This window comes from Streptomyces sp. NPDC052109 (genome assembly GCF_040680195.1).
GTDB lineage: Bacteria > Actinomycetota > Actinomycetes > Streptomycetales > Streptomycetaceae > Streptomyces.
Map to the genome: position 1 here is coordinate 71,706 of NZ_JBFAWF010000005.1, position 25,374 is coordinate 97,079.

At 70.2% G+C, this 25,374-nt stretch carries 23 protein-coding genes and 2 tRNA genes; 13 read left to right on the forward strand and 12 right to left on the reverse strand.

From position 1 onward, the window contains the following. Nucleotides 1-170: 170 nt before the first annotated feature. The gene (locus AB0L59_RS13245) at nucleotides 171-521 is read right to left on the reverse strand and encodes a DUF6344 domain-containing protein (RefSeq protein WP_365582318.1); all 351 of its coding nucleotides are present in this window, start codon (nucleotides 519-521) and stop codon (nucleotides 171-173) included. A gap of 349 nt (nucleotides 522-870) precedes the next feature. On the opposite strand from AB0L59_RS13245, the gene AB0L59_RS13250 reads away from it, so the two are divergent. After that, nucleotides 871-999, forward strand: a complete 129-nt coding sequence (locus AB0L59_RS13250) for a DLW-39 family protein (protein ID WP_003999697.1) — start codon at nucleotides 871-873, stop codon at nucleotides 997-999. 330 nt (nucleotides 1,000-1,329) lie between these two features. Continuing rightward, a complete protein-coding gene (locus AB0L59_RS13255; RefSeq protein WP_365582320.1) occupies nucleotides 1,330-2,679 on the forward strand; it encodes a hypothetical protein in 1,350 nt (449 codons plus the stop codon). Here AB0L59_RS13255 and AB0L59_RS13260 read toward each other — a convergent pair. Together AB0L59_RS13260 and AB0L59_RS13265 are read right to left on the reverse strand one after the other, a co-directional pair. Further along, entirely contained in the window at nucleotides 2,643-4,136 is a 1,494-nt protein-coding gene (locus AB0L59_RS13260) for a serine/threonine-protein kinase (RefSeq protein ID WP_365582322.1), read from the reverse strand. The two genes, AB0L59_RS13255 and AB0L59_RS13260, sit on opposite strands and share 37 nt — an antisense overlap. Nucleotides 4,137-4,377: 241 nt before the next feature. Continuing rightward, on the reverse strand, nucleotides 4,378-4,926 hold the full coding sequence (locus AB0L59_RS13265) for a DNA-binding protein (RefSeq protein ID WP_365582324.1): 549 nt from the start codon (nucleotides 4,924-4,926) through the stop codon (nucleotides 4,378-4,380). Nucleotides 4,927-5,108: 182 nt separating this feature from the next. On the opposite strand from AB0L59_RS13265, the gene AB0L59_RS13270 reads away from it, so the two are divergent. Further along, nucleotides 5,109-5,181, forward strand: a tRNA-Ala gene (locus AB0L59_RS13270). Between the two features lie 786 nt (nucleotides 5,182-5,967). Here AB0L59_RS13270 and AB0L59_RS13275 read toward each other — a convergent pair. Continuing rightward, nucleotides 5,968-6,693, reverse strand: coding sequence for a DUF5324 family protein (locus tag AB0L59_RS13275; RefSeq protein WP_365582326.1), 726 nt, complete (start codon nucleotides 6,691-6,693; stop codon nucleotides 5,968-5,970). Nucleotides 6,694-6,973: 280 nt separating this feature from the next. On the opposite strand from AB0L59_RS13275, the gene AB0L59_RS13280 reads away from it, so the two are divergent. Both AB0L59_RS13280 and AB0L59_RS13285 read left to right on the forward strand, forming a co-directional pair. After that, nucleotides 6,974-7,504, forward strand: a complete 531-nt coding sequence (locus tag AB0L59_RS13280) for a peptidylprolyl isomerase (protein ID WP_365582328.1) — start codon at nucleotides 6,974-6,976, stop codon at nucleotides 7,502-7,504. Nucleotides 7,505-7,684: 180 nt separating this feature from the next. Further along, nucleotides 7,685-8,578, forward strand: coding sequence for a rhomboid family intramembrane serine protease (locus AB0L59_RS13285; protein WP_365582330.1), 894 nt, complete (start codon nucleotides 7,685-7,687; stop codon nucleotides 8,576-8,578). Between the two features lie 232 nt (nucleotides 8,579-8,810). Here AB0L59_RS13285 and crgA read toward each other — a convergent pair whose 3' ends face one another. Next, entirely contained in the window at nucleotides 8,811-9,065 is a 255-nt protein-coding gene (gene crgA, locus AB0L59_RS13290) for a cell division protein CrgA (RefSeq protein ID WP_365582332.1), read from the reverse strand. Nucleotides 9,066-9,218: 153 nt separating this feature from the next. Here crgA and AB0L59_RS13295 point away from each other — a divergent pair, with 153 nt between their 5' ends. Genes AB0L59_RS13295 through AB0L59_RS13320 form a run of 6 tightly spaced genes read left to right on the forward strand, consistent with a single transcriptional unit; the run spans nucleotide 9,219 to nucleotide 13,495 of the window. Continuing rightward, the gene (locus tag AB0L59_RS13295) at nucleotides 9,219-10,007 is read left to right on the forward strand and encodes a DUF881 domain-containing protein (RefSeq protein ID WP_365582334.1); all 789 of its coding nucleotides are present in this window, start codon (nucleotides 9,219-9,221) and stop codon (nucleotides 10,005-10,007) included. Between the two features lie 21 nt (nucleotides 10,008-10,028). Beyond that, a complete protein-coding gene (locus AB0L59_RS13300) occupies nucleotides 10,029-10,721 on the forward strand; it encodes a class E sortase (RefSeq protein ID WP_365582335.1) in 693 nt (230 codons plus the stop codon). A 52-nt stretch (nucleotides 10,722-10,773) separates the two neighbouring features. Next, a complete protein-coding gene (locus AB0L59_RS13305; RefSeq protein WP_365582336.1) occupies nucleotides 10,774-10,935 on the forward strand; it encodes a hypothetical protein in 162 nt (53 codons plus the stop codon). Continuing rightward, a complete protein-coding gene (locus tag AB0L59_RS13310) occupies nucleotides 10,932-11,570 on the forward strand; it encodes an aminodeoxychorismate/anthranilate synthase component II (RefSeq protein ID WP_365582338.1) in 639 nt (212 codons plus the stop codon). Before AB0L59_RS13305 ends, AB0L59_RS13310 begins: the two co-directional genes overlap by 4 nt. Continuing rightward, nucleotides 11,567-12,694: a class E sortase gene (locus AB0L59_RS13315; protein WP_365582340.1), complete on the forward strand. Its 1,128-nt coding sequence runs from the start codon at nucleotides 11,567-11,569 to the stop codon at nucleotides 12,692-12,694. Before AB0L59_RS13310 ends, AB0L59_RS13315 begins: the two co-directional genes overlap by 4 nt. Before the next feature lie 48 nt (nucleotides 12,695-12,742). Then, nucleotides 12,743-13,495, forward strand: a complete 753-nt coding sequence (locus tag AB0L59_RS13320; protein ID WP_365582342.1) for a class E sortase — start codon at nucleotides 12,743-12,745, stop codon at nucleotides 13,493-13,495. Between the two features lie 78 nt (nucleotides 13,496-13,573). Here the strand turns inward: AB0L59_RS13320 and pknB are convergent, their stop codons facing one another. The 6 genes from pknB to AB0L59_RS13350 form a co-directional block, all read right to left on the reverse strand. Then, entirely contained in the window at nucleotides 13,574-15,568 is a 1,995-nt protein-coding gene (pknB, locus tag AB0L59_RS13325) for a Stk1 family PASTA domain-containing Ser/Thr kinase (protein WP_365582344.1), read from the reverse strand. Between the two features lie 192 nt (nucleotides 15,569-15,760). Continuing rightward, nucleotides 15,761-17,224, reverse strand: coding sequence for a penicillin-binding protein 2 (locus tag AB0L59_RS13330; protein WP_365582346.1), 1,464 nt, complete (start codon nucleotides 17,222-17,224; stop codon nucleotides 15,761-15,763). Then, the gene (locus AB0L59_RS13335) at nucleotides 17,221-18,672 is read right to left on the reverse strand and encodes an FtsW/RodA/SpoVE family cell cycle protein (RefSeq protein ID WP_365582348.1); all 1,452 of its coding nucleotides are present in this window, start codon (nucleotides 18,670-18,672) and stop codon (nucleotides 17,221-17,223) included. The genes AB0L59_RS13330 and AB0L59_RS13335 overlap by 4 nt, the downstream gene beginning before the upstream one ends. Nucleotides 18,673-18,699: 27 nt before the next feature. Further along, entirely contained in the window at nucleotides 18,700-20,244 is a 1,545-nt protein-coding gene (locus AB0L59_RS13340) for a Stp1/IreP family PP2C-type Ser/Thr phosphatase (protein ID WP_365582350.1), read from the reverse strand. A gap of 132 nt (nucleotides 20,245-20,376) precedes the next feature. Further along, the gene (locus tag AB0L59_RS13345) at nucleotides 20,377-20,907 is read right to left on the reverse strand and encodes an FHA domain-containing protein (RefSeq protein WP_365582352.1); all 531 of its coding nucleotides are present in this window, start codon (nucleotides 20,905-20,907) and stop codon (nucleotides 20,377-20,379) included. Nucleotides 20,908-20,917: 10 nt separating this feature from the next. Next, entirely contained in the window at nucleotides 20,918-21,769 is an 852-nt protein-coding gene (locus tag AB0L59_RS13350; protein ID WP_365582354.1) for a DUF3662 and FHA domain-containing protein, read from the reverse strand. Nucleotides 21,770-22,287: 518 nt separating this feature from the next. On the opposite strand from AB0L59_RS13350, the gene AB0L59_RS13355 reads away from it, so the two are divergent. After that, nucleotides 22,288-22,371, forward strand: a tRNA-Leu gene (locus AB0L59_RS13355). Between the two features lie 314 nt (nucleotides 22,372-22,685). On the opposite strand, the gene AB0L59_RS13360 is transcribed toward AB0L59_RS13355, so the two are convergent. Continuing rightward, nucleotides 22,686-23,474, reverse strand: coding sequence for a DNA-formamidopyrimidine glycosylase family protein (locus AB0L59_RS13360; protein ID WP_365582356.1), 789 nt, complete (start codon nucleotides 23,472-23,474; stop codon nucleotides 22,686-22,688). 383 nt (nucleotides 23,475-23,857) lie between these two features. Here AB0L59_RS13360 and AB0L59_RS13365 point away from each other — a divergent pair, with 383 nt between their 5' ends. Beyond that, nucleotides 23,858-25,291 (forward strand): DUF2252 domain-containing protein, encoded by a 1,434-nt coding sequence (locus AB0L59_RS13365; RefSeq protein ID WP_365582358.1) that lies wholly within the window; start codon nucleotides 23,858-23,860, stop codon nucleotides 25,289-25,291. The last annotated feature ends 83 nt before the right edge of the window (nucleotides 25,292-25,374 follow it).

The following is a 25,374-nucleotide window of genomic DNA, read 5'->3' on the forward strand; positions in this document are numbered from 1 at the left end:
GGCGGCACTCACCACCTTTCCGGAGGCGTTGTCGTTTCCTCGGCCATGCTCCCAGGTGACAAAAGCGCGAGACCCCCGGCCGAACCCGGCCGGGGGTCTTTCCGTGTCGACTGATGCGTACGCAAGTCGCCGTGAGGTCGAGACGTTGCGGTACTGCGTGGGGCGGTCGGTCAGCAGTCGAGCGAGGTGGCCGAGTGCTCTTCGGGGCTGGTCGCGGTCTCGGCCTGGGTCTCATCGAGGGGGCGCTGCCGGCAACTGGGGGACTTTCCATGGGCCTCGGCCCGGATCCGCTGCTTCATCGTGGGGGGCAGGGCACTGGCGTGTGATCGTGACCAGTGGCGTGGTGCCGGGATCGTCGGGATGGTCTTGTGCGCGGTGCCGGTGCTGCTGGGGTTCTCGTTTCCGGGAGTGGCCGCCGAGGCGGTGGCGGTCGAGGTGGCGACGAGACCGAGCGCCGAGCAGAGCGCGAAGAAGGCGGTGACGATGGTGGTCCACAGCTTCATGACCTTGTTCTGGGCCATAACCCCTCACTTTCGGGTTGGGCGATTTGCGTACTTTCCTCATGATGTGTATGTGGGTCGCGAAGTGGTGGACCTTCGCCCGTGGCGCGTCGATGTTCAGATCAACACCACTCGGATGGGCGCAAGAAGCCCGGAAATCTCCCCAAACCTGGTGAGAGTGAGCGAAGAGGGAGCAAAGTAACCGTCCGTGCGGGTGTGATCACCCTCCGATCGGAACGGCTTCCGACCTGGTCTATTGCGCTTCCGGAGGCGGGAGTTGAGCCCCGACGCAGGTCACCGATCGATATCGGTCGGTGTGTATAGTCGGGCGGCAGAGGTCCCCTACGTCAAGGAAAGACGAGGTCGCGCGGTGAAGAAGCTGCTCCTGGTCGCACTGGCCGCCATCGGCGGGCTCCTCGTGTACCGCCAGATCCAGGCGGATCGCGCCGAGCAGGACCTGTGGACGGAGGCGACTGACTCCGTGCCCACGGGTTCGTGAGTGCCGATACCAGAAACTGATACAGACCCCGGCCGCCTTCGTGGTCGGGGTTTTGTGTTGCCCCGTTTTCCGCCACTGCTGCGGAAGCCCGCTGTTGCGGAGGGCCCGCCGGTTCCTGTAGGCGTTCGAGAGGCGCCCGGCCGTCGCGCGGGCACCCCCGCCGGGACGCCGCGCGTTTCGGACGGCCCCAGGCGTTGCCCTGATGGCGCAAGGGCGCCCGGGGCAGGATGGGGCAGGCCGGTGCGGCCGAGGGGCGCCGGATGCGCACCGACGACTGGGGGAGGGCGGCACGTGCGGGGGCGAGGGCGACGAACGGCCTGGTGGTGGCGGTTGCGACGGCGGTACGGTCCCCTGGCGGTCTCAGGCGCCCGCGCCGCGCGGACCGCTCCGCTGCCGGGACTGTGCGCGCTGCTCGTTCTGTCCGTCGCCACCACGCCCGCCTACGGGACGCCGGCCACCGCGGGGGACACGCGGCCGCGGTCGTACGCCTTCGCGCCCGGCGACCGCACCGTAGCCGGCGCGCCGAACCCGGCCACGGCCGAACGGCTGGAACCCGGCCGCACCTACCGCAGCTCCCTCCCCAGGCACGGCAGGCTCTACTACCGGCTCGACCTCACGGCCGCCGACACCGCCTACGTCCCGGTCACCGCCGTACCCCCGGCCGACGCCACCGTCTCCGCCACCGACGGCGTCAGGGTGTCCGTCCAGGACGCGCACGGCACGCCCTGCGCCTACGCCGCCGCCCGCTTCGGCGCCGGGCTCAGCCCGCGCCCGGTCACCGCGCTGGCGGAGCGGGACGCCGGCAAGGCGCTGTGCCAGGGCGGCGGGACGTACTACGTGCTCGTCCAGCGTCTCGACGACGGGGCTCTGGGTACGGCCCCTGCCCAGCGCTGGGATCTGGAGATCGCGCCCGCCACGGAACCCCGCCCGGCACGGGCCGGGTCCACCTCCGCGCCGCAGACCTGGGACTCCGCCACGCCCGCACCGCTCGGCGGGACGCCCCGCGACCGTTCCGGCGGCACCGGGTTCGCCTCGGCTCGCCCACTGGGCCAGGGCGTCTTCCGCACCGCGCTCGTGCCCGGTGAGACCCGGTTCTACGAGGTCCCGGTCGACTGGGGACGGCAGCTGCACGCCTCGGCCGAGCTGGCCGGCGCCCAGGGCCACGGCTATGTCGGCGGCGCCCTGAACCTCTCCCTTTACAACCCCGTCCGCGGCTACGTCGAGGACGCCGCCCTCGGCTACACCGGCACCCCGAAATCCGCCGTACTCGCACCCGTCCCGCCGGTGGAGTACGCCAACCGCTACGCCGCGCCCGCCGGGGTGAGCTCCGTCCGCTTCGCCGGCGACTACTACCTGGTCCTGCACCTCAGCGAGCAGCTGGCCGGTACCTTCGGGCGGGGACCTTTCGAGGTGAAGCTCCAGGTCAGGGTGGCCGGCCGGGCGCACGCGGGGCCCGAGTACGCCGGACACCCGGTGCCGGGTGATGTGTTCGCGGTCCCCGCGCAGGACCGGGAGGCGGCGTTCACCGGGAGCGCCGGGGACGGGGACGAACCGGTGCTGAAGCTGATCGCGTTCGGCGGGATCGGCCTGGGGACCGTGCTGCTGCTGGTGCTGGCCGGGTGGACGCTCGCGGCCCGGCGGACTCAGACGCGGGTCAACGCCCAGAAGCCCACGGCGTAGCAGGCCAGCGCCAGCAGCAGAAGCGGGACCGCGGCCTTGGCCGGTGGCCCCGGCCGCCGTTTCCGCACGCCCCGGCGCGCTCTGCGGCCGTGCGCGGGCGGGCCGGGAAAGGGCTGGTCCGGAGGCGGAATCCGGGTGTCCCGAGCGGTGTAGGAAGCGGTGGAGGCGTCGACCCGCGGGTCGTGGGCCTGGGGGGCGACGTACGGCCCGTGGGGCGGGAGCGGGGTGGGCGGTGGGAACTGCTGGGCGTAGGGAGGGTAAGGGGAGGGATCCACGGCCCGAGATGCCTGCTCGGTGCGGTGCCGACTCTGCTCGACGGCGGGCCCGGGCACCGGCCGGGGGTGGTACGGCTCGGGGACCGACGGCTCCTGGGGCGGCGGCAGACGGAAACTGCCGGTGTCCGAGAGCGAGCCGGTGCCCGCGTCGGCAGCCGGAGCCACACCGGCGCCGGTGGCCGAACCCGCACCCGAGCCGGCCCCGGCACCGGGCGCCCGGCCCCCGGCGCCGGTCTCGGTACCGGTGGCCGGACCCGTGTCCGCGCCCTCGATCAGGTCCGAGGCCACTCCGGAAGCCCGCTTGAGGGGGCCGTCGGGGGCGAACCCCGGGGGGAGCGGGCCGAGTTGGTCGAAGACCTCGATCAGCTCGTCGTCCGGTTCGGGCTCCGGCAGGAGTTCAGCGGCGGAGGCGAGGGCCTTGCGCGCACCCGTGGCGGTGCGGAACCGCGCCTCCGGGTCGGGCTGGAGGAGGGTGGCGACGACCTGCCACAGGGGCTCCGGGATGCCCTGGGGAGGGCCGGGTGTCCCGTTCTCCATGAAGTACTGCACGAGCGCCTTGGCGTCAGGCTTGGCGCCTTCGAGGAGGTAGAGCGCGACCAGGCCCACGGCGAACAGGTCGGCGGGAAAGTCGGGTTCGGAGCCGAGCATCTGCTCGGGCGCGAGGTAACCGGGCGTGCCCACCACGAGGTTGGTCTCCGTCAGGCGCGGTTCACCGAGCCGCATGGCGATGCCGAAGTCGGACAGCCGCAGCCGCGGCCGGCCGGTGCCGGTCGCTTCCAGCAGGACGTTGGCGGGCTTGATGTCCCGGTGGACGACCTCTTCGGCATGGACGGCGGCGAGCCCGGACAGAAGCTGGTCGAGCAGGGTGCACACGAACGCCGGGGGCAGCGGGCCGTAGTCGCCGACGAGGTGGACCAGGGAGCCGCCCGCCACCAGGTCCATGGTGAAGAGCACCTTGTCGTCGTCGGCGGCCCAGCTGGCCGGCGCGAGGACATGCGGGTGATCGATGCGCAGGGCCTGTTCCCGCACGAAGCGCAGCAGCGAGTGGGCGTCGCGCTGCTGGAGCACCTTGGCGGCCACATAGCGCCGCCGACGGTGGTCCCAGGCCCGCCATACGGCGCCCACACCCCCGCGTCCGATCGGATCGGCCAGCTCGTACCGACCAGCGAAGACCTCACCCATGGCAGCCCGTCACTCCTCCCCCTGGACCCGCGCCAGTCTCCCTACCCGTTTCGTTCCCCGCTTCTCCCCGCGATGAGTGATACGACCCCGCCACGATCAAGGTCCGGTCCACCCCCGTGGACCGACGCCGCATGGCCAGCCGCCCCCTGCGCGGTGCCGCGCCGCGCATCCTGGTCCGCCTCCTCGCCGGAACCCGGCCCCGGCCCGGCCCCGGACCCCCTCCGGGACCGGGCCGTGGGTCCTAGTTCTGGTGGGACTGGTAGTGCGCGACGGCGTCGGAGGTGCGGCCGGCGCCGTAGACACGGAGGAACTCCGCCAGTTCGGGATGGGCCGGGGCGAGGCTGTCCGCGGCGTCGATGATGTCGCCCGCGGCGGCCACCGAGCGCAGCAGCGACTGGATCTCGCGGACCACGCGCTTGACCGTCGGCGCCCCCGAACCGCTCGTGGTCTGGGTGGTGTTGTTGAGCACGGAGCCCCCCTGCGACTTCTTGATCTCGTCCATGCGCTCGGTCGCCTCGGCAGCACTCACACTGCCGTCCGCGACCTGGGCGGCCAGGTCCTGCAGCAGCTGCACCCGCTGGACCACGGCAGGATTGCCGATCTTCGCGCGCTGCCCGCTCATCAGCTGCGAGAGCATCGGAGCGGACAGCCCCAGGACCGCCGCGAGACGGGCCTGATTGAGCCCGAGATCGTCGATGAGCTTACGGAAGAGCGCCCCCAACGGCTCCCCGTACCAGTTCCGCTGCAGCTCCCGCGCTCTCGCGGTGGCTTCCTGCTGTGCGGCGTCCATTGCGTCTCCCCATCGCTTCCCCTGAAAACCGCGGTTCGCTGTAGCGAACCACGTCGAGCATCTTACGGAGCGTGGTCATCGGCGGGGACCCCCAATCTTTTTGCGGGATACCGGGGGCGACCCGGTACTCTGGTCTGCGGCGCCCACCGGAACGCGATTTCTCCGGTCGGCCGCTGCTTCCCGGGGCCTTAGCTCAGTTGGTAGAGCGCCGTCTTTGCATGGCGGATGTCAGGGGTTCGACTCCCCTAGGCTCCACTTCCCAGGAGCCCCTGTGACCTGCGTAAACGTGGTCACGGGGGCTTTCCGGTCGAGGCACGCGCGTTTCATCTCCGCCGGGTCCTCGGTACCCGGCGTCGGCTGGAAGACCATCCGCCCCCCGTCGAGCGTCTCCTCCTGCCCGGTGGCCGTGACGTCGAGGGGCGGGGCGATCAACCCGGCGCTCCCGGTGGAGGTGGCGGCCCCGGCCCGATCTGCCCGGCCGGTTGGGAAGCCCGGCTCCGCACTTGCGGCCCGCGTGGTGGGCCGTCGCCGTGCCCGTGAAGACGTTCTCGCTCGCCGCCGCCACAGGGAGGGATGCGCGGTCGGCGGGCAGGCCACGTCCAGGAATCCGGAGGCATCCGCGTCCCACACGACCCGGCCGTCCGCGTCCCGCACCACGCCCGGCTCCAGGCGTGCGATGAACCCATGGCCCGCATCGCCGAGTCCTGCTCGTCGTCCCAGCGCACGCAGCCCTCGGCGGGCTCCTGCCGGTCCCGTTCGCTGCCGGTCATGCCGTCGATCCTCACAGGCCCGCACCGAACGGTCCTGAAGACGCATCACAGGCGAGCCGCCGCTACCGGGACACGGTCCGCTGCGACAGGGAGGAACGAGTACAGGCCGTTCTCAGCGGCGCTCGCTGAGCAGCCCGCAAGGGCAGGAGAGCGGCGGTTTCACGTGAAACGAGCCGCAGGCACGGAGAGCGTCAACTCGCCCTGCCCACGGCCCGCTTGAGAGCCCAAGACACACGGCTGGATGTTGCAGCACCCGCCGACTCGTACCGGGCTACTCCTCGTCGTCGTGGTTTACGGAATCCTCCTCGGCCTGCTTCGCCTGGACCTCGGGGTCCAGGACCGAGGTGCCGCTGCCGTCCACCGAGCTGAGCCGGCCACCCGACTCGGGCACCTCCGTCGCAGCGGGCGGCTCGACCAGCCAGTCGGGGTTGGCCTGCTTGTCCCACCATTTCCAGGCCGCGAAGGCACCGCCGGCCAGCATGCTCAGCAGCGCCAGCGCCTTCACCGCACGGCCGGCCCTGCACCGCCGCTCGTTCCTGCGGACCAGCTTGTGGATGTCCTCCGCCGAGACCTGACCGCGCAGCGCGGCCAGGGCGGCCGCGCCACGCGCGGCGGCCTCGTCGCGGACCGGCGCCGTGGCGGCCACGGCATGCTCAATCTTCGGACGCGAGTATTCGGCGGCCTGACGCGAGTACTCGGCGGCCTGCCGGGCCGCCTTGCGGGCACGGACGGCGGCCTCCTGCGCCGCCAGGTCCATCTTCGGCGGCACATGCGCACGAGCCTGCTCCAGACGCGGGGCGAGCCGGGCGTCGTACTGCACGCGGGCCTGTTCGGCGGCCTGCGACACCACGGGCGCCAGCCGTACGCGTGCCTCCTGCGCATAGAGCGCGGCACGCTCCTTGGCCGTGTCGGCGTAGGGCGCCACCACTTCCGCGGCGTGCAGCACGCTGTCCTTCGCCGAGCCGGTCGCGGCGCGCACGCTGTCGATGCGGGTCACGGGTTCCTCCTCCTCGGTGGCGTACGGTATTTCGACTTTCCACCCTTTTACGGATCATGCCTGCCGACGGTCCGTGCGGCATGCGAGGACGGGCATATGGGTGCCGATCACTCCGTTCAGCTCAATTCCAGGTGATTACCGGGCAACCTCCGCTGTCTCGACACTGCCACGAAACCCCGCCGCGCGCTGCCTTCCGGGCGGAACTCGTGGCTGCCGGGCGACGTACGGGCCCGGCCATGCGAGGATCGGGGAGTCACAGGAAGACAACGGAAGGCAGATCGTGGCTGAGCAGCTTTACGCCACCCTGAAGACCAACCACGGCGACATCGTGATCGAGCTTTTCCCGAACCACGCGCCGGAAACGGTCAAGAACTTCGTCGAGCTCGCCCAGGGTGAGCGCGAGTGGACGCACCCCGGCACCGGCGAGAAGAGCAACAAGCCGCTCTACAACGGCACGATCTTCCACCGTGTCATCAGCGGCTTCATGATCCAGGGCGGCGACCCGCTCGGCAGTGGCATCGGCGGCCCCGGCTACAAGTTCGGGGACGAGTTCCACCCCGACCTTTCCTTCAGCAAGCCGTACCTGCTCGCCATGGCCAACGCCGGCCCGGGTACCAACGGCTCCCAGTTCTTCATCACCGTCGCCCCGACGACCTGGCTGAACCGCAAGCACACCATCTTCGGCGAGGTCAGCGACCCGGCCAGCCAGAAGGTCGTGGACGCCATCGTCGGCGTGCCCACCGGCCGTAACGACCGCCCGGTCAACGACGTCGTCATCGAATCGGTCGTCATCGAGAAGCGCCAGGGCTGAGCCCACCGCTCACGCCGGGACAACCCGTCACCCGACGGGACCTCCCGCGCACCCGCCGGGACAACCCGCCGCTCCGAGCCGGAACGTCCCGCAGGGAACCAAACGCCCCGCTCGTCCGTACCAAGGATGAGCGGGGCGGGGCATTGCCAGGGGCAGTCCCACGACGAGCAAGGGGAACCGATGGACCACGCCGAAGGCAGCACGCAGAACGCCGCCCACCGCGTGCCCGTGTGCTACCGGCACCCGGACCGCGAGACCGGCGTGCGGTGCGCCCGCTGCGAGCGCCCCATCTGCCCCGAGTGCATGGTCAGCGCCTCGGTCGGCTTCCAGTGCCCCGAGTGCGTGCGCGGCGGCAGCGGCACGGGACACGCACCGGCCGCGTCACAACCGCGTACGGTCGCCGGCGGCGCGGTCACCGACGACCCACGGCTGTTCACCAAGGCCCTCATCGGCATCAACCTCGCCGTGTTCCTGGCGCAGCTCGCCGTGGGCAGCACCCTCACCGACCGGTTCGAGCTGATCGGCCGGGCCCAGTTCACCCTCTTCGGCCCGATCGAGGGCATCGCCGAAGGCCAGTACTACCGCATGCTGACCGCGATGTTCCTGCACGGCGGCTACGCCCACATCCTCTTCAACATGCTCAGCCTGTGGTGGATCGGCGGCCCCCTGGAGGCCGCCCTGGGCCGCGCCCGCTACCTCGCGCTGTACTTCGTCTCCGGCCTGGCCGGCAGCGCGCTCACCTATCTGATCGCCGACCCCACCCAGCAGTCCCTGGGCGCCTCCGGAGCGATCTTCGGCCTCTTCGGCGCGACCGGTGTGCTGATGCGCCGGCTCAACTACGACCTGCGCCCGCTCGTCGCCCTGTTGGTGATCAACCTGATCATCACCTTCACCCCGGCCATGCACATCGCCTGGGAGGCCCACATCGGCGGCCTGGTCGCCGGTGTCGCCGTCGGCTATGCGATGGTCCACGCCCCGCGGCAGAAGCGGACTCTGATCCAGTACGGCACCTGTGCGGTCGTCCTGGCCGTCGTGGTGGTTCTCACGCTGGTCAGGACCGCACAGCTCACCTGATACCGAACCGTTGTCCACAGCCCGTGGCGGATCTTGTGCATGCCGTGTGGGCACAGCTGTGCCCCCTGTCGCTCGGATGTGTTTCCGCAGGTCAGACAGGGGGCGAACGGATGTAGCGGGGGCCGGTAGGCCAGTCACACCGGCGTCAACGCCCGATGGGTTATCCACAGATCGTAGTTTCTTTTCCCCAGGGGCATGTGGACAGCACCCCTGGCCTGTGGATAACTCGGGGCTACTTCCACTGCGTGGAGACACCGAAGCCGGCGGCGATGAAGCCGAAGCCGACCACGATGTTCCAGTTGCCCAGCGCGTCGATGGGCAGCGAGCCGTCGGTCACATAGAAGACGACGATCCAGGCCAGGCCGATGATGAACATGGCCAGCATGACGGGGGCGACCCAGGTACGACTGTTCAGCTTGATCGCCTGTGCCTGCTTCGCCGGCGGCGGCGTGTAGTCGGCCTTCTTGCGGATACGTGACTTCGGCACGAGGGTCTCTCCTGTCGATGCGCTGCGTGGCCGCGCAGGGAACTGGGTCGGGGCTCGGGGCAGCGTACAAGGGGCCACCATGACGACTCTGTGTGCTCCCCCGGGCGTCCGTTAGCGTAGTGCTTCCGTGGCGCAGAAGGAGATAAGGGTACGTTGAGCAATTCTGCCGACTCCCCCGGGACACAATCAACGGGCTCCGGCCCTGACCGTCGCCTGCGTGTCCGCCCCGTGCGGATGCTCACCGCGGCCGTCTTCGCGCTCGCGGGGCTGATCTTCTTCACCAGCTTCAACACGGCCAAGGGCACCGACATCCGCCAGGACGGCTCCCTGCTGAAGCTCTCCGACCTGATCCAGCAGCGCAGCCGCAAGAACAAGGACCTGGACGAGTCCAACGCGGCGCTGCGTGGGAGCGTGGAGTCCCTGGCCGAGAGCGATGACGGCAGCTCCAAGGCGCAGGATCAGAAGCTCAGCGGGCTGGAGAAGAGCGCCGGTACCCAGAAGCTCACAGGTCACGCTCTCACGGTCACCCTGAACGACGCCCCGCCCAACGCCACCGCCAAGCTGCCGGGCTATCCCGAGCCGCAACCCGATTACCTGGTCATCCACCAGCAGGACCTGCAGGCCGTGGTGAACGCCCTGTGGCAGGGCGGCGCCCAGGGGATCAAGGTCATGGACCAGCGGCTGATCTCCACCAGCGCGGTGCGCTGCGTCGGCAACACCCTGATCCTGCAGGGCCGGGTGTACTCGCCGCCTTACAAGATCACGGCGGTGGGGGACCCGGGCAAGCTGCAGCAGGCGCTGGCGGCGAGCAAGGCGATCCAGACCTACATGGTCTACGTCAATGTGTACGGCCTGGGGTGGAAAGTCACCGACGACGGGACGGTGACTCTTCCCGGCTACTCGGGCACAGTGGATCTGCACTACGCCAAGCCTGTGCAGTAGCCGTCCGTCCCGGAGGCGCCGGTGCGCGTGATCGTCCGGACCGTCAGCGAGCTGTGCATCACCGTCGGCACACTGATCGTGCTCTTCGTGGCCTACGTGCTGTTCTGGACGGGAGTGCGAGCCGACGGCGCCATGGACGACCAGATCGATCGGCTGCACCAGCAGTGGTCGAAGGGAAGCGTGCGCCCGGCGCCCTCCGACGCGGGCGAACAGACGGTCTCCGTGACGAAACCGGCGCCGTACCACTACGGCAGGGCTTTCGCGATCATGTACGTCCCGCGGCTCGGTTTCACGTGGAACAAGCCGGTTCTGGAGGGCACCGGCCGCGATGTGCTGGCGAAGGGCCTCGCCCACTACGCCGGGACCGCCGAGCTCGGCCAGGAGGGCAACTTCGCGGTGGCCGGTCACCGGCGCACGTACGGGGATCCGTTCAAGGACTTCCCGAAGCTGCGGCCGGGGGACGCGGTGGTGCTCACGGACGGGACGACCTGGTTCACGTATCGGATCGACAAAGGGCCCTACAAAACCGTGCCGACGGACGTTGAGGTGATCGACCCTGTCCCACGTAAGTCCGGGTATACGCGTCCGGGCCGGTATCTGACGCTGACCACGTGCGATCCGGAATGGGGGCACAGTCACCGGCTGATCGTCTGGGCGCACCTGGATTCCACACAGTCTGTGGAGGCAGGCGAACCGAGGGCTCTGCGCCGTTAGTCTGGTGGCGTGCGGCGTGAGTCAGGTGCCGTGGGGATACGGAAGGAACGGCATGTACGGCTGGATCTGGCGGCATCTGCCGGGTAGCGCATGGGTGAAGGCACTCATCTCGCTCGTCCTGGTCCTGGCTGTGGTCTACGTCCTCTTCCAGTACGTCTTCCCCTGGGCCGAACCGCTGCTGCCCTTCAACGATGTGACGGTGAACAACCAGTGAGTGCGCGGATTCTCGTCGTCGACAACTACGACAGCTTCGTCTTCAACCTCGTCCAGTACCTGTATCAGCTGGGTGCCGAGTGTGAGGTGCTGCGCAACGACGAGGTGTCGACGACGCACGCCCAGGACGGCTTCGACGGGGTGCTGCTCTCGCCCGGACCGGGTACGCCGGAGCAGGCGGGCGTGTGCGTGGAGATGGTCCGGCACTGCGCCTCGACGGGGGTGCCGGTCTTCGGGGTGTGCCTGGGCATGCAGTCGATGCAGGTGGCGTACGGCGGTGTGGTGGACCGGGCGCCCGAGCTGCTGCACGGCAAGACCTCGCCGGTGGAGCACGAGGGCAAGGGCGTTTTCGCCGGCCTGCCCTCGCCCTTCACGGCGACTCGCTACCACTCGCTGGCCGCCGAGCCGGCGACGGTCCCGGCGGAGCTGGAGGTGACCGCCCGCACGCACGACGGCATCATCATGGGCCTGCGGCACCGTGAACTCCCGGTCGAGGGCGTGCAGTTCCACCCCGAGTCGGTGCTGACCGAGCACGGTCACCGAATGCTGGCCAACTGGCTGGTGGAGTGCGGCGACGAAGGTGCCGTGGCGAGGTCGACGGGGCTGGCCCCGGTGGTGGGCAGGGCCACGGCGTGACCGCGCTGCGCCCGGAGCGCGAGACCGATGCCTCGTACGGGGATCAGTCGTACGAGGCTTCCGGTGCGCTTGGGGACTGGGGCGCGACGGGCGCCGCGCAGCGGGAGCCGTTCGAGGGGGCGTACAGCGGGTCGTACGAGGCGTCGTCGGAGGTGCCGTCGGGGTCGTCGTTCGAGGAGCCGTACCGGCCTGGGCTGGACGACGAGACGATGGCGCTGCGGGTCCCGGATCCGCCGCCCGGCGTGCAGGGCGCGCCCACACGGTCCTCTGCGGCCCTCTCCGGCTCCTCCGCCACCGGAACCGCGGTCGGTGGCCGTGCTGCCCGCAGGAAGGCCGCCAGGCGGCGCGGTGGGCGTCATGGCGGCGGCGGGGAGGCGGCGCCCGCCGGCGCACCGGAGCCGGGCCGGCCGCTGACCCGGGTGGAGGCGCGGCGGCAGGAGCGACTGCGCAGGCCGAGTCCGGCCGTCATCGCGAGCCGGGTGATCGGAGAGGTGTTCATCACCACCGGTGTGCTGATGCTGCTGTTCGTCACCTACCAGCTGTGGTGGACCAACGTCCGCGCCCATGCGCAGGCGGGCAGCGAGACGCACCAGCTCCAGGACGACTGGGCCAGCGGCAAACGCAGCCCCGGGGTGTTCGAGCCGGGGCAGGGCTTCGCCATCCTGCACATCCCCAAGCTGGACGTGGTCGCGCCGATCGCGGAGGGCGTCAGCAACGCCAAGGTGCTCGACAAGGGCATGGTCGGGCACTACGGCGAGGCCCCGCTGAGGACGGCGATGCCCGACGCGAAGACCGGCAACTTCGGGCTCGCCGCCCATCGCAACACGCACGGCGAGCCGTTCCGGTACATCAACAAGCTCAAGGCCGGCGATGCGGTCGTGGTCGAGACGCAGGACACGTACTACGTGTACAAGGTGACCTCGATGCTGCCGGTGACCTCGCCGTCCAACACGAGCGTGCTGGACCCCGTTCCGAAGGGCTCGGGTTTCACCCGTCCCGGCCGGTACATCACCCTCACCACCTGCACGCCGGAGTTCACCAGCAAGTACCGGCTGATCGTCTGGGGCAAGATGGTCGAGGAACGCCCGCGGAGCAAGGGCAAGCCGGACGCGCTCATCGAGTAGGGCATCGAGCGGGGCCGAGCGAGTAAGCGAGTAGGGGCAGAGGGAACTGTGGCAGCGACCGCCGACGACACCGAAGAACACACGGACGCGTCCGGTCCGGCTCCCGCCGGGCGGGGCCGGCGTTCCGGCCGAATCGCCATGGCGATCAGCGTCCTCGGTGAAATCCTCATCACGGCGGGGCTGTTGCTCGCCCTGTTCGTCGTGTACTCCCTCTGGTGGACGAACGTGATAGCGGACCGCAAGGCGGACAAGCAGGCAGACAAGGTCCGCCAGCACTGGGCGCACTCCACGGACTCCGGGCCGGGCGCGCTGGACACCAAGGACGGCATCGGCTTCCTGCACGTGCCGGCGATGAAGAACGGCGAGGTCCTGGTCGAGAAGGGCACGGGCACGGACGTCCTGAACGACGGTGTGGCCGGCTACTACACGGACCCGGTCAAGGCCGCGCTCCCCATGACCGGCAAGGACGGAAACTTCACGCTCGCCGCCCACCGGGACGGCCACGGCGCGAAGTTCCACAACATCGACAAGCTGAAGAAGGGCGACCCGATCGTCTTCGAGACGCGGGACGACTGGTACGTCTACAAGGTCTTCTCGATCCTGCCGGAGACCTCGAAGTACAACGTCAAGGTCATCGACCAGGTCCCGAAGGAGTCCGGCAAGAGGAAGCCGGGCCACTACATCACCCTGACGACCTGCACGCCGGTGTACACCTCGGAGTACCGGTACGTGGTGTGGGGCGAGCTGGTCCGGGTGCAGAAGGTGGACAGCAAGCGGACGCCTCCGGCGGAGCTGCGCTGAATCGCGCCGGACATGCGAGTGGGCCCCTGCCGGAGTACCGGCAGGGGCCCACTCGTGTGTGCGGGGTGGGATGGGGCGTCAGCCGCCGACGCCACCGAAGAGGTTGGTGCCTCCGTTGTTTCCGCCGTTTCCGCCCTGGCCCACGGTGATCAGGTTGACCGGGGTGCCCTGGTTCACCGTCGAGCCCTGGGGCGGGTCCGAGGTGAAGACGATCGCGTTGTCGTCCTGGGAGCCCTGGATGTTGCCGACCTGCAGGTTGGCCTGCTGGAGCAGCTGCTTGACGTCCTTGAGCTTCTTGCCCTGGATCTGCGGCACCTGCGTCTGCTGCTGGCCCTGGAACGCGCCCACGTTGACGGTGACGGCCTGGTTCTTGGCCACCTGCGTACCCACCTGTGGGGTTGTCGACAGCACCTTGCCGTTGTCGTCCTGGTTGGTGGTGGGGGTGTTGTTGCAGGTCGCGGAGAGGCCCAGGTTCTGCAGCTCGGTCCTCGCCTCGTCGCAGGACTTGCCGACGACGTCGCCGGGGATGGTGACCTTGTCCTCGGGCTTGGCGATCGTCAGCGTGATCGTGGAGCCCTTCTGACGCTGCTTGCCGCCGACGGGGAACTGGTCGAGCACGGTGTTCGGGTCCTCGGTGGAGACACGGCTCTGCGTCTTCACCGTGAACTTGTAGTCGTCACCCTCCAGCTTCGCCTTTGCCTCGTCCAGGGTCAGGCCGATCACGCTGGGTACGGTGACCTGGGGCGCGCCGGTCGACACGGTCAGATTGACCGTGCTGCCCTTGTCCACTTCGGTCTTGGCCGTCGGGTCCTGGGTGCAGACGTTGCCCTTCGCCTGGTTGTCGCAGGGCTTCCTGGTGATCGACACCTTCAGGTCGACGTTGTCGGCCATCTTGCTGGCCGTGTTCGCGGACACACCGACGAAGTTCGGTACCGGCACTTTGCCGTCGCCGTTGTTGCCGCCGCTGGCGACCCACTTGCCGATCAGGATCGCGCCGATCAGGACCAGGATGCCCGCGACCACCAGGAGGATCGTGGAGGTGTTGGACTTCTTCTGCTGCTGGCGGCGGCGGCCGGAGGGCTCGTCGTAGCCGTAGCCGCCGTCGTCCGGGTTCATCGGCGGGAGCATGGTGGTCGCCCCGGCGCCCGGGTCCTGGCGCAGCGCCGTCGTCGGCTGGTCGTCGGGGTAGCCGCCGTAGCCCACCGCGCCCATCGCGGCCGTCGCCGCGACCGGCTGGCCGTCCAGGCAGGCCTCGATGTCGGCGCGCATCTCGTCGGCCGACTGGTAGCGGTAGTTCGGGTCCTTGACCAGCGCCTTCAGGACGATCGCGTCCATCTCGGGCGTGATCTCCGGGTCGAAGACGGACGGGGGCTGCGGCTCCTCGCGTACGTGCTGGTAGGCCACCGCGACCGGGGAGTCGCCCACGAAGGGGGGCCGCACCGTCAGCAGCTCGTAGAGCAGGCAACCCGTCGAGTACAGGTCCGAGCGGGCGTCGACCTGCTCGCCCTTCGCCTGCTCCGGTGAGAGGTACTGGGCCGTGCCGATCACCGCTGCCGTCTGGGTCATGGTCATGCCGGCATCGCCCATGGCGCGGGCGATACCGAAGTCCATCACCTTGACCTGACCGTTGCGGGTCAGCATGACGTTGGCCGGCTTGATGTCGCGGTGGACGATGCCGTTGCGGTGGGCGTACTCCAGGCCTTGGAGGATGCCGATGGTCATCTCCATCGCGCGCTCGGGCAGGAGCTTGCGACCGGAGTGAAGAAGCTCACGGAGCGTGGAGCCGTCGACGTACTCCATGACGATGTACGGGATCGAGACCCCGTCGATGTAGTCCTCGCCCGTGTCGTAGACCGCGACGATCGCGGGATGGTTGAGCGAGGCGGCCGACTGGGCCTCCCGGCGGAACCGGGCCTGGAAGGAAGGGTCGCGCGCGAGGTCCGCGCGCAGCGTCTTCACTGCCACCGTGCGGCCGAGGCGGGTGTCATGCGCGAGGTAGACCTCCGCCATGCCACCACGGCCGAGCACCTGGCCCAGCTCGTACCGGCCGCCGAGGCGACGCGGCTCTTCCATAGCTACCTACCAGCCCTCTCCGTCGGTCTCGGCCGCACAGTGGTGTGCGGCCGGAGGCTGCCGTCCGGGCCTACGGTACCCGGCTCGCTTTGTATGACCTGGCCAAGCCCGGAACCCGATACAGGACCGGTATCGCAACGTGCGGCGATGTGAAGGCGACGTGAGCGGCGTCACTTTCTGGTGTGGGCCAGGTCACTTCTTGGAGTTGATGACTGCCTCCATGACGTTCTTTGCGATCGGCGCGGCCAGGCCGCCACCGGAGATGTCGTCGCGGTTGGCGCTCTCGTCCTCGATGACCACGGCCACGGCGACCGGCGAGCTGCCGTCGGGCAGCTTGGCGTAGGAGATGAACCACGCGTACGGGTTGGCGCTGTTCGCCACGCCGTGCTGTGCGGTACCTGTCTTGCCGCCCACGGTGACGCCCGGGATCTGCGCCTTCGTACCGGTGCCCTGCTTGACGACGGTCTCCATCATCTGCTGCAGGATCTGTGCGTTGGACGGGGACAGCGGCCGGCTCATCTCCTTCGGCTCGGTCTTCTCGACCGGGTCGAGGTTGGAGGACTGGAGCGAGTCGACCATGTACGGCTTCATCAGCTTGCCGTCATTGGCGACCGCCGAGGCGACCATGGCCATCTGCAGCGGGGTCGCGGCGGTGTTGTACTGGCCGATGGAGGACAGCGCGGTCTGCGACTGGTTCATGTTGTCCGAGAACACGGACGCGCTGGAGCGGATCGGGGTGAACTGTTCGGAGTCGAAGCCGAACTGCTTCGCCTCGGCCAGCATCTTGTCGTTGCCGAGGTCAGAACCGATCTTGCCGAAGACCGAGTTGCAGGACCAGCGCAGCGCCTCCCGCAGCGTGGCGTTCTCGCAGGGGATGTTGCCCTCGTTCTTCAGCGGGGTGGTGGTGCCCGGCATGATCCACGGCAGCGGTGAGTTCGTCTTCTCGTCGGCCGACTTGTACAGGCCGTTCTGCAGCGCCGCGGCCGCGGTGACCACCTTGAAGGTCGAGCCCGGCGGGTAGGTCTCGCGCAGGGCCCGGTTCAGCATGGGCTCGGCCTTGTCCTTGGTCAGGCTGCTCCAGGTCTGGCCGTCGGAGCCGCCCGCGATGGAGGACGGGTCGTACGACGGGTAGGAGGCCAGTGCGAGGATCTTGCCGGTGGACGGCTCGAGGGCGACCACGGCGCCCTTGCCGCCCTGCGCCTTCAGGCCGTCGAACGCCGCCTTCTGCGCGGCGGAGTTGAGCGTGGTGACGACATTGCCGCCCTGCTTCGGCTTGCCCGTGAGCATGTCGAGGGTGTTGCGGAAGAAGAGCTTGTCGTCGGTTCCGGTCAGGATGCCGTCCTCGACGCCCTCCAGCATGTTGCTGCCGTAGGCCTGGGAGGAGTAGCCGGTGATGGGGGCCCACATGGCCCCGTTCTTGTACGTCCGCTTGTACTTGAAGTCGCCGCTCTTGGCCTCGACCGAGCCGGTTATCGGGTTGCCGTCGACGATGATGTCGCCGCGCGGGTTCGCGTACCGCTCGATGGCGACACGGCGGTTGGCGGGGTCGGTGCGCAGTTGGTCGGCCTTGACGTACTGGAGCCAGTTGTCGCGGATGAGCAGGGCCAGGACGAGGAGGCCGCAGAAGACGGCGATTCGGCGCAGGGGCTTGTTCATGACGGGCGGACCACCTGAGTCATCTCGGCGTCGGGGTTCGTCGCGGGGGTGGGCGCCGGGCGGCGGGCGGTGTCGCTGATGCGGATGAGGATGGCGATCAGCGCCCAGTTGGCCAGCACGGAGGAACCACCGTACGCGAGGAACGGCATCGTCATACCGGTCAGCGGGATCAGGCCCATCACACCGCCGGCGACGACGAACACCTGCAGCGCGAAGGCGCCGGACAGGCCGACGGCGAGCAGCTTGCCGAACGGGTCGCGGGCGGCGAGGGCGGTACGCATGCCGCGCTCCGCGATCAGGCCGTAGATCAGCAGCATCGCCATGATGCCCGCGAGGCCCAGCTCCTCGCCGAAGGTCGCGAAGACGAAGTCGGAGTTCGCGGCGAACTTGATCAGGTCCGAGTGGCCCTGGCCCCAGCCGGTGCCCAGGGTGCCGCCGGAACCGAACGCCCACAGGGACTGCTGGAGCTGGTCGGAGTGGAGGATGCCGTCGTGGGTGACCTGACGGCTCAGCTGGTACTCGCGCATCGGGTTGAGCCAGGCATGGACACGCGTCTGGATGTGCGGCTCGAAGCTCGCCACGCCGACGGCACCGATCGCGGACATCAGCAGACCGAAGACGATCCAGCTGGTCCGCTCGGTGGCGACGTACAGCATGATCACGAACATGCCGAAGAACAGCAGCGAGGTGCCGAGGTCCGTCTCGAAGACCAGGATGAGGATCGACATCGCCCAGACGACGAGGATCGGACCGAGGTCGCGGCCGCGCGGCAGGTACAGGCCCATGAAACGGCGGCTGGCGAGGGCCAGGGCGTCCCGCTTCACCATCAGGTAGCCGGCGAAGAAGATCGCGAGGACGATCTTCGCGAACTCACCGGGCTGGAGCGAGCCCAGGCCGGGGATCCGGATCCAGATCTTGGCGCCGTAGATGTTGGCGCCGAGGCCCGGCACCAGCGGCAGGAGCAGCAGGACCAGCGCGCCGAACATCGAGATGTAGGTGTAGCGCTGCAGGACCCGGTGGTCCTTCAGGAAGATCAGCACCACGGCGAACACGGCGATGGCCAGCGCGGTGTACAGCAGCTGGCGGGGCGCGGCCGGGGCGAAGTGGGGCAGGGACTGCAGCAGCTTGGACTGGTCCAGCCGCCAGATGACGACGAGCCCGAGACCGTTGAGCAGCGTGGCCAGCGGCAGCAGCAGGGGGTCGGCGTACGGCGCGAACTTCCGTACGGCGAGATGGGCGACGCCGGCCAGCAGACCGAGGCCGAGGCCGTACTCCAGCAGCCCGGCGGGCACCGAGCCGTTGATGGCCAGGCCCACGTTGGCGTAGGCGAACACCGGGATGGCCACGGCGAAGACCAGCAGGGCCAGCTCGGTGTTGCGGCGGCTCGGCGCGCCGATCGCGCCGATCGTGGAGGTGTGGTGTGTCGGCGAGTTAGTCGTACTGCTCATCGTGTGACAGGGCCTCTCGCGGCGTCGCTACTGCTTGCCGCACTGATCGACGACCTTCTGCTCATCCTCGGAGAGGCTCGGGCCGGGGTTCGGAGTGGCGGTCGGGGTCGGGGGCTTCGAGGACGATGTCGGGGGCTTCTTCGACGTCGACGGGTTCGGCGTCGGTGATGCCTTGGACGTGAAGGCGGTACGGGTGGTTCCCGTGGTGCCTCCGGCCTCGCCCTGGCCCGTCTGCGCGTTCCGCTCGGACTCGGCGGCCGTGCGCTCCGCCTGCTTCCGGCACGCGGAGGCCTGGACGGACAGTGCCTCGATCTTCGCCTGGGCCTGCTGCAGGCCGCCCGCGGCGATCGTGGCCTTCACCTGCTTCTGCTGGTAGGGCGGCAGGTACTTGAGTTCGATCTCGGGGTGGTCCTTCTCCACCTTCGACAGCGACACCCAGGCCAGGTCCTGGCTGATCCCGCGGTACAGCGCCACGTGCTCGCCCTGGGCACCGACGTAGTACTGCGTCTGCGTCCAGCGGTAGCCGCCGTAGAGGCCGCCGCCGACGACGGCCAGGGCGAGGGCGCCGTACAGGGATCTCTTCAGCCACCTGCGTCCGCCGCGCGGCTTGGTGAAGTCGCCGTCGGCGTAGTCGTCGAAGCTGCCCGCCGGGACGTACCCGGTGGTGTCGCCGGAGCCGGGCGGGCCGAACTCGCCGCCGCCGTGTCCGGGCTGCCGGCGGCCGAGGTGGGAGGCGCGGCCGGCCGGGGTCTGCATGATGCCGTTGTCGTGCAGGTGGTGCTGGTTCTCGGCGACGGCGCCGACCACGACCGGCTGGTCGGACAGCTGACCGGCGAGGGTGTCACCGGTGTCCAGGTCGAGGACGTCGGCGACGATGACGGTGATGTTGTCGGGGCCGCCGCCGCGCAGCGCGAGCTGGATCAGCTCCTGCACGGTGTCCTGCGGGCCCTGGTAGCTGGCGAGGGTCTCTTCCAACGTCTGGTGGGAGACGACCCCGGACAGCCCGTCGGAGCAGATCAGATAGCGGTCGCCGGCCCGCACCTCGCGGATCGACAGATCGGGCTCGACGTGCTCGGCGCTGCCGAGGGCGCGCATCAGCAGGGAGCGCTGCGGGTGGGTGGTGGCCTCTTCCTCGGTGATCCGGCCCTCGTCCACGAGCCGCTGCACCCAGGTGTGGTCCTGGGTGATCTGGGTGAGGACTCCGTCACGCAGGAGATAGGCGCGCGAGTCGCCGACGTGCACCAGGCCGAGCCGCTGCCCGGTCCACAGCAGGGCGGTGAGCGTGGTGCCCATGCCCTCCAGCTGGGGGTCCTCCTCGACCATGGCACGCAGCTGGTCGTTGGCGCGCTGCACGGCGGTGCCGAGCGAGGTGAGGATGTCGGAGCCGGGCACGTCGTCGTCGAGCGTGACCAGGGTGGAGATGACCTCGGAGGAGGCGACCTCGCCGGCCGCCTGACCGCCCATGCCGTCGGCGATGGCGAGCAGGCGGGGACCGGCGTAACCGGAGTCCTCGTTGCCCTCGCGGATCATGCCCTTGTGCGAACCGGCGGCAAAGCGCAGTGACAGACTCATGCGCACCTCGCCCGTCGGCTCCGAATGCAGCCGGTCGTGTCGAGCCACACTGCCCACCCTCCGGTCGGGAGCGCGCCGGCGGCCGGGTGGCGGCCTGCCGCTGCGTGCTCGCTCCGCTCGCTCATTGTCGTACTACTTCCGCAGCTCGATGACGGTCTTGCCGATGCGGATCGGGGCGCCCAGCGGGATCGGCGTGGGAGTCGTCAGCCGGGACCGGTCCAGGTAGGTGCCGTTGGTGGAGCCGAGGTCCTCGACGATCCACTGACCGTCGCGGTCCGGGTAGATCCTGGCATGGCGGCTGGAGGCGTAGTCGTCGTCCAGCACGATCGTGGAGTCGTGCGCCCGGCCCAGCGTGATCGTCTGGCCCTGCAGCGCGACCGTGGTGCCGGTCAGTGTGCCCTCGGACACCACCAGCTTGGTGGGGGCGTTGCGGCCGCGCCGGCCACCGCCCTGCTGGGCCCGCTGCTGGTTGCGCTGCTGCGGGGGCGCGGCCGCCTGCTGCCGGGGTGCCTGCTGCTGGCGGCCGGCCTCCCTACGCGATCCGCGCTGGGTGACGCGCGTACCGAACAGGTCGCTGCGGATGACCTGCACGGCCACGATCACGAACAGCCACAGTACGGCCAGGAAACCCAGCCGCATGACCGTGAGGGTCAGCTCTGACATTGCCCCCGCTTCACCCTTCGGCTTGCCGGTAAATGATGGTGGTGCTGCCCACGACGATCCGCGAGCCGTCGCGGAGCGTAGCGCGGGTGGTGTGCTGCCCGTCCACCACGATGCCGTTGGTGGAACCGAGATCCTGGATCGTCGAGGGCGTTCCGGTCCGGATCTCGCAGTGCCGGCGGGAGACGCCGGGGTCGTCGATCCGCACGTCGGCGTCGGTGCTGCGGCCCAGCACCAGCGTCGGGCGGGAGATCTGGTGGCGGGTGCCGTTGATCTCGATCCAGTAGCGGGTGCGCCCGCCGCTCATCGGAGCGGCCGCGGGCCGCTGGGTGGCGGGCTGGGGGTAGCCGTAACCGCCGGGGCGGGCGCCGGGCGGCGGCGCGGACGGCATCGGGGGCGCGCCGGCGGGCGCGGCGGGCGGGTAGCCGTAGCCGCCGCCCGGGGCGCCCTGCGCGGGGCGGCCGGGGGCCGGGGCGGCCTGCTGGCTGCTGGAGGAGGCGAGGGTGCGCGAGCGCACCCGGTACAGGCCGGTGTCGAGGTCGTCGGCCTTCTCCAGGTTGACCTTGATCGGTCCCATGAACGTGTAGCGCTGCTGCTTGGCGTAGTCGCGCACCATGCCGGCCAGCTCGTCGCCGAGCTGGCCCGAGTAGGGGCTGAGGCGCTCGTAGTCCGGCGCGCTCAGCTCCACGATGAAGTCGTTCGGTACGACGGTCCGGTCGCGGTTCCAGATGGTCGCGTTGTTGTCGCACTCACGCTGGAGCGCGCCGGCGATCTCCACGGGCTGGACCTCGGACTTGAAGACCTTGGCGAAGGTGCCGTTCACCAGACCTTCGAGACGTTGCTCGAACTTCTTCAGAACTCCCATGGGGCACCTCCTCCGTCCCTGCCGTTGTGTTGCCTGTTGTGTGCGCTGCCTTGCCCGGTCGTGCGGGTACCGCTCACTGATCGTATCTACGCGCCGGGCAATCAGCCGGTTCCCCCAGCGGCTCCCCTTCGAACTCCCGGTGCGCACTGCTGTTGCCATGGATCGTAGAGGGGGGCGAAGACCAGTGTCCCGCACCTGGCTGTGGACCTGCCCCGCCTCCTGGGCAGATGCCGGGTACCGGTACGAGGTTGATACGTGAGGCGGGTCTCCTTGATACGTGCGCGGCGCACAGGCCGGGTAGGAGAGGGCGGCTCGGCCGCCGGGCGCGCACGGGAAAGCGGGAACGGGGGGCGAGGACGGCGGCCGGTCCTGGACGGTCACGGGCCGCTCCCTGCCCGCTCCCTGGCCGGTCCGGGGCGGTGGGGAAGGGATGTGAACCCACCCCCTACGACGTGCTAATGTTCTGGGTGTCGGAAGGGGCCAGCCCGAAAGGGCCGGGACCGGAAGACGCACCCAATGCGCGGGTGGCGGAATAGGCAGACGCGCTGGATTCAGGTTCCAGTGCCCGCAAGGGCGTGGGGGTTCAACTCCCCCCTCGCGCACAGAGACGAGACGGGTCTCTGCCGGTGACGGAAGTCACGGCAGGGGCCCGTTTCGCATGTATCGGGCGTTGTGAGGGATCGCACAGCCGCGCGGCGAGGCGTGGCCACCCCCCTTCGGTGAGGTATCTCACGGGCGCCCCGCTCGGCCGCTTGTCTCGGACGGCCCGTCAGGTCACCGGCCCCGCCCAGAGGTCGGGCGGGACGACGCCGACGCAGCGGTCATGGCGATCCAGGGACGCCCGGGCGGCCAGTCCTGGCGCCCGCCGCCCTGCCCCGCCCGCCCTGATCGCGCCGCCCCTGCGGGGAGCCGGGGTTCAGCCTCCGTCCGGCTGGCATCGCGGGCACCACACCGTGCCGCGGCCCGCCTGGCGGGTGCGGCGCAGGTGGGTGCCGCAGCGGGGGCAGGCCGGGTCGGGATCGTCACGGTGGCCGGTGAGCCAGGAATCGCGCGGCGGGACACAGCCGGCGGTGACCGCGGAACGCAGCGTGCGTCGCATCTGCGTGTACAGATGCCGCCGCTCGGACTCCGTCAGATCGGCGGCCCGGGTGCCGGGGTGCAGCCCGGCTCGCCACAGGATCTCGTCGGCGAGCAGGTTGCCGAGACCGGCCAGCACGGACTGGTCGGTCAGCGCGGTCTTGATGTGACCACGGCGTGCGCAGAGCGCGGCCTCGAAGTCCTCACGGTCCACGGCCAGCGCATCGGGGCCCTGACGGTCCAGCAGCCGGGCAACGGCGGAGTCGTCGTCGGCCAGCCAGAGGCCCTGCAGCTTGCGTTGGTCGCGGTAGCGGAACCGGCGGTCGCCGCCCAGGTCGAACAGGACGCGGTCGTGGGCCTGGACGGCGTCGTCGGGACCGGCGCAGAGGAGCCGGCCGGTCATGCCGAAGTGCAGCAGCAGGGTGGGGCCACCGGTGTGGGCGAGCAGCCACTTGCCGTGCCGCTCCGGTTCGGTGAACCGCCGGCCCTCCAGCGCGTCGCGCAGTCGCCGCGCGTCCACTCCGTGCAGGACGCCCGTGTCGCGCACGTCGACGCGGCGGATGACCCTGCCCTTCGCGCAGGACACGAGCACCCTGCGGAAACCCTCGACGTCAGGCAGCTCAGGCACGGCGCACACTCCGACGGGAGACCCGGGGGCGGCTCGGACCCACCCCAGCCGTCTCCCCGTGCGGACACTCCTGGTCCGGGGCGGCGCCGGCGCCCCTTCGTACCGGTCCCATGCCGGCCTCCCGTCAGGTGGCTGCTGCCCCCTGCCGCCAGGCTGCCGCACACCGCCTCCTCGTGCTCGCCTCCGAGCCGGACGGAGTACAGACGACGTCGGCGGCCGGACGAGAGCTTCCTCACACGTCCGCCCGGCCCGGTGGCGGTGGCTCGCTGAGCGGCACGGGTTGTCCACAGAGGGTTATCCACAGGGTCTGACGCGTTCCGGGCGCCGGTTGTACGGTCTGCACGAGTTGATGTTCGTGCCGACGGGTGGGGGAGGCGGTCGCGGTGACCGGAGCCGGTGTGGAAGTGGTGGCGGACGCGGTGGACCGGGAGAAGCGCCGGTTGCCGTGGGTGCGCGGGTTCGCCCAGTGGCCACGGCAGGGCTCGCCCAAGGAGGAGGGCAAGGCGCTGCGGTCGAGCGTCCCGCGCGGCGCCCACCGCACGTTCGACCTGGACGCCTCCCGCCCCGACGCGGTGACCGCGGTCATCGAGTCCAACGCCGGCCGCATGGAGGAGCTGACCCCCATCCGCGTCGGACGGATGGCGGCGACCCCCTTCGCGTTCCTGCGCGGCTCGGCCGGACTCATGGCCTACGACCTGGCGCGCACCCCCATGACCAGGATCGGCACCCAGATATGCGGAGACGCGCACGCGGCCAACTTCGGCCTGTACGGCGGCCCCCGCGGCGACCTCGTCATCGACCTCAACGACTTCGACGAGACCGTCCACGGCCCCTGGGAGTGGGACCTGAAACGGCTCGCCGCCTCCCTGGTGCTCGCCGGGCGGGAGGCCGGTGCCGACGAGGACACCTGCCGCGCGGCCGCCCAGGACGCGGTCGGCGCCTACCGCCGCACCATGCGGCTGCTGGCCAAGCTGCCGGTACTGGACGCGTGGAACGCCATCGCGGACGAGGAACTCGTCTCCCACACCGACGCCCACGATCTGCTCGGCACCCTGCAGCGGGTCTCGGAAAAGGCCCGTGCCAACACCAGCGGCCGGTTCGCCGCGAAGGCGACGGAGACGGTGGCCGACGGCGGACGCCGGTTCGTGGACGCCTCACCGGTCCTGCGCCGTATCCCGGACGCCGAGGCCGCGGCCGTCGCCGCTTCCCTGGAGGCCTACGTCGACACGCTCAGCGAAGACCGGCACCCCCTGCTCGCCCGGCACGCCGTGCACGACGTGGCCTTCCGGGTCGTCGGCACCGGCAGCGTCGGCACCCGGTCCTACGTCGTGCTGCTCCTCGACCACCGTGAGCAGCCCCTCGTGCTCCAGGTCAAGGAGGCCCGGCCCTCCGCGCTCGTCCCCCATCTGGCCACCGCCGGCTTCACCACCCCACCGGTGCAACACGAAGGCCGGCGGGTGGTCCTCGGCCAGAAGCGCATGCAGGTGGTCAGCGACATCCTGCTCGGCTGGACGACCGTCGGCGGACGCCCCTTCCAGGTACGCCAGTTCCGCAACCGCAAGGGCAGCGTCGACCCGGCCGCCCTCGCCGCAGACCAGATCGACGACTACGGCCGTATGACCGGCGCCCTGCTGGCCCGCGCCCACTCCCACAGCGCCGACCCCCGCCTGATCGCCGGCTACTGCGGCAAGAACGAGGAACTGGACGAGGCGACAGCCGCCTTCGCCGTCGCCTACGCCGACCGCACCGAGGCGGACCACGCCGAGCTGGTGGCGGGCATCAGGGCGGGGCGGGTCGCGGCCGAGCTGGGGGTGTGAAGCCGCGGCACCGCAGTCCGTCGCGGCACGCGGGGCAGCGAGGTGCGGCTTCGCCGCGTGGGCGCGAGAAACCACAAGGGGAC

Excerpts from the sequence above, each read along its gene's own strand:
- AB0L59_RS13245 (WP_365582318.1), bottom strand. The coding sequence starts at position 521 with ATGGCCCAGAACAAGGTCATGAAGCTGTGGACCACCATCGTCACCGCC.
- AB0L59_RS13260 (WP_365582322.1), bottom strand. The coding sequence starts at position 4,136 with ATGGGTGAGGTCTTCGCTGGTCGGTACGAGCTGGCCGATCCGATCGGA.
- AB0L59_RS13265 (WP_365582324.1), bottom strand. The coding sequence starts at position 4,926 with ATGGACGCCGCACAGCAGGAAGCCACCGCGAGAGCGCGGGAGCTGCAG.
- AB0L59_RS13285 (WP_365582330.1), top strand. The coding sequence starts at position 7,685 with ATGGACCACGCCGAAGGCAGCACGCAGAACGCCGCCCACCGCGTGCCC.
- AB0L59_RS13305 (WP_365582336.1), top strand. The coding sequence starts at position 10,774 with ATGTACGGCTGGATCTGGCGGCATCTGCCGGGTAGCGCATGGGTGAAG.
- pknB (WP_365582344.1), bottom strand. The coding sequence starts at position 15,568 with ATGGAAGAGCCGCGTCGCCTCGGCGGCCGGTACGAGCTGGGCCAGGTG.
- AB0L59_RS13330 (WP_365582346.1), bottom strand. The coding sequence starts at position 17,224 with ATGAACAAGCCCCTGCGCCGAATCGCCGTCTTCTGCGGCCTCCTCGTC.
- AB0L59_RS13335 (WP_365582348.1), bottom strand. The coding sequence starts at position 18,672 with ATGAGCAGTACGACTAACTCGCCGACACACCACACCTCCACGATCGGC.
- AB0L59_RS13340 (WP_365582350.1), bottom strand. The coding sequence starts at position 20,244 with ATGAGTCTGTCACTGCGCTTTGCCGCCGGTTCGCACAAGGGCATGATC.
- AB0L59_RS13345 (WP_365582352.1), bottom strand. The coding sequence starts at position 20,907 with ATGTCAGAGCTGACCCTCACGGTCATGCGGCTGGGTTTCCTGGCCGTA.
- AB0L59_RS13350 (WP_365582354.1), bottom strand. The coding sequence starts at position 21,769 with ATGGGAGTTCTGAAGAAGTTCGAGCAACGTCTCGAAGGTCTGGTGAAC.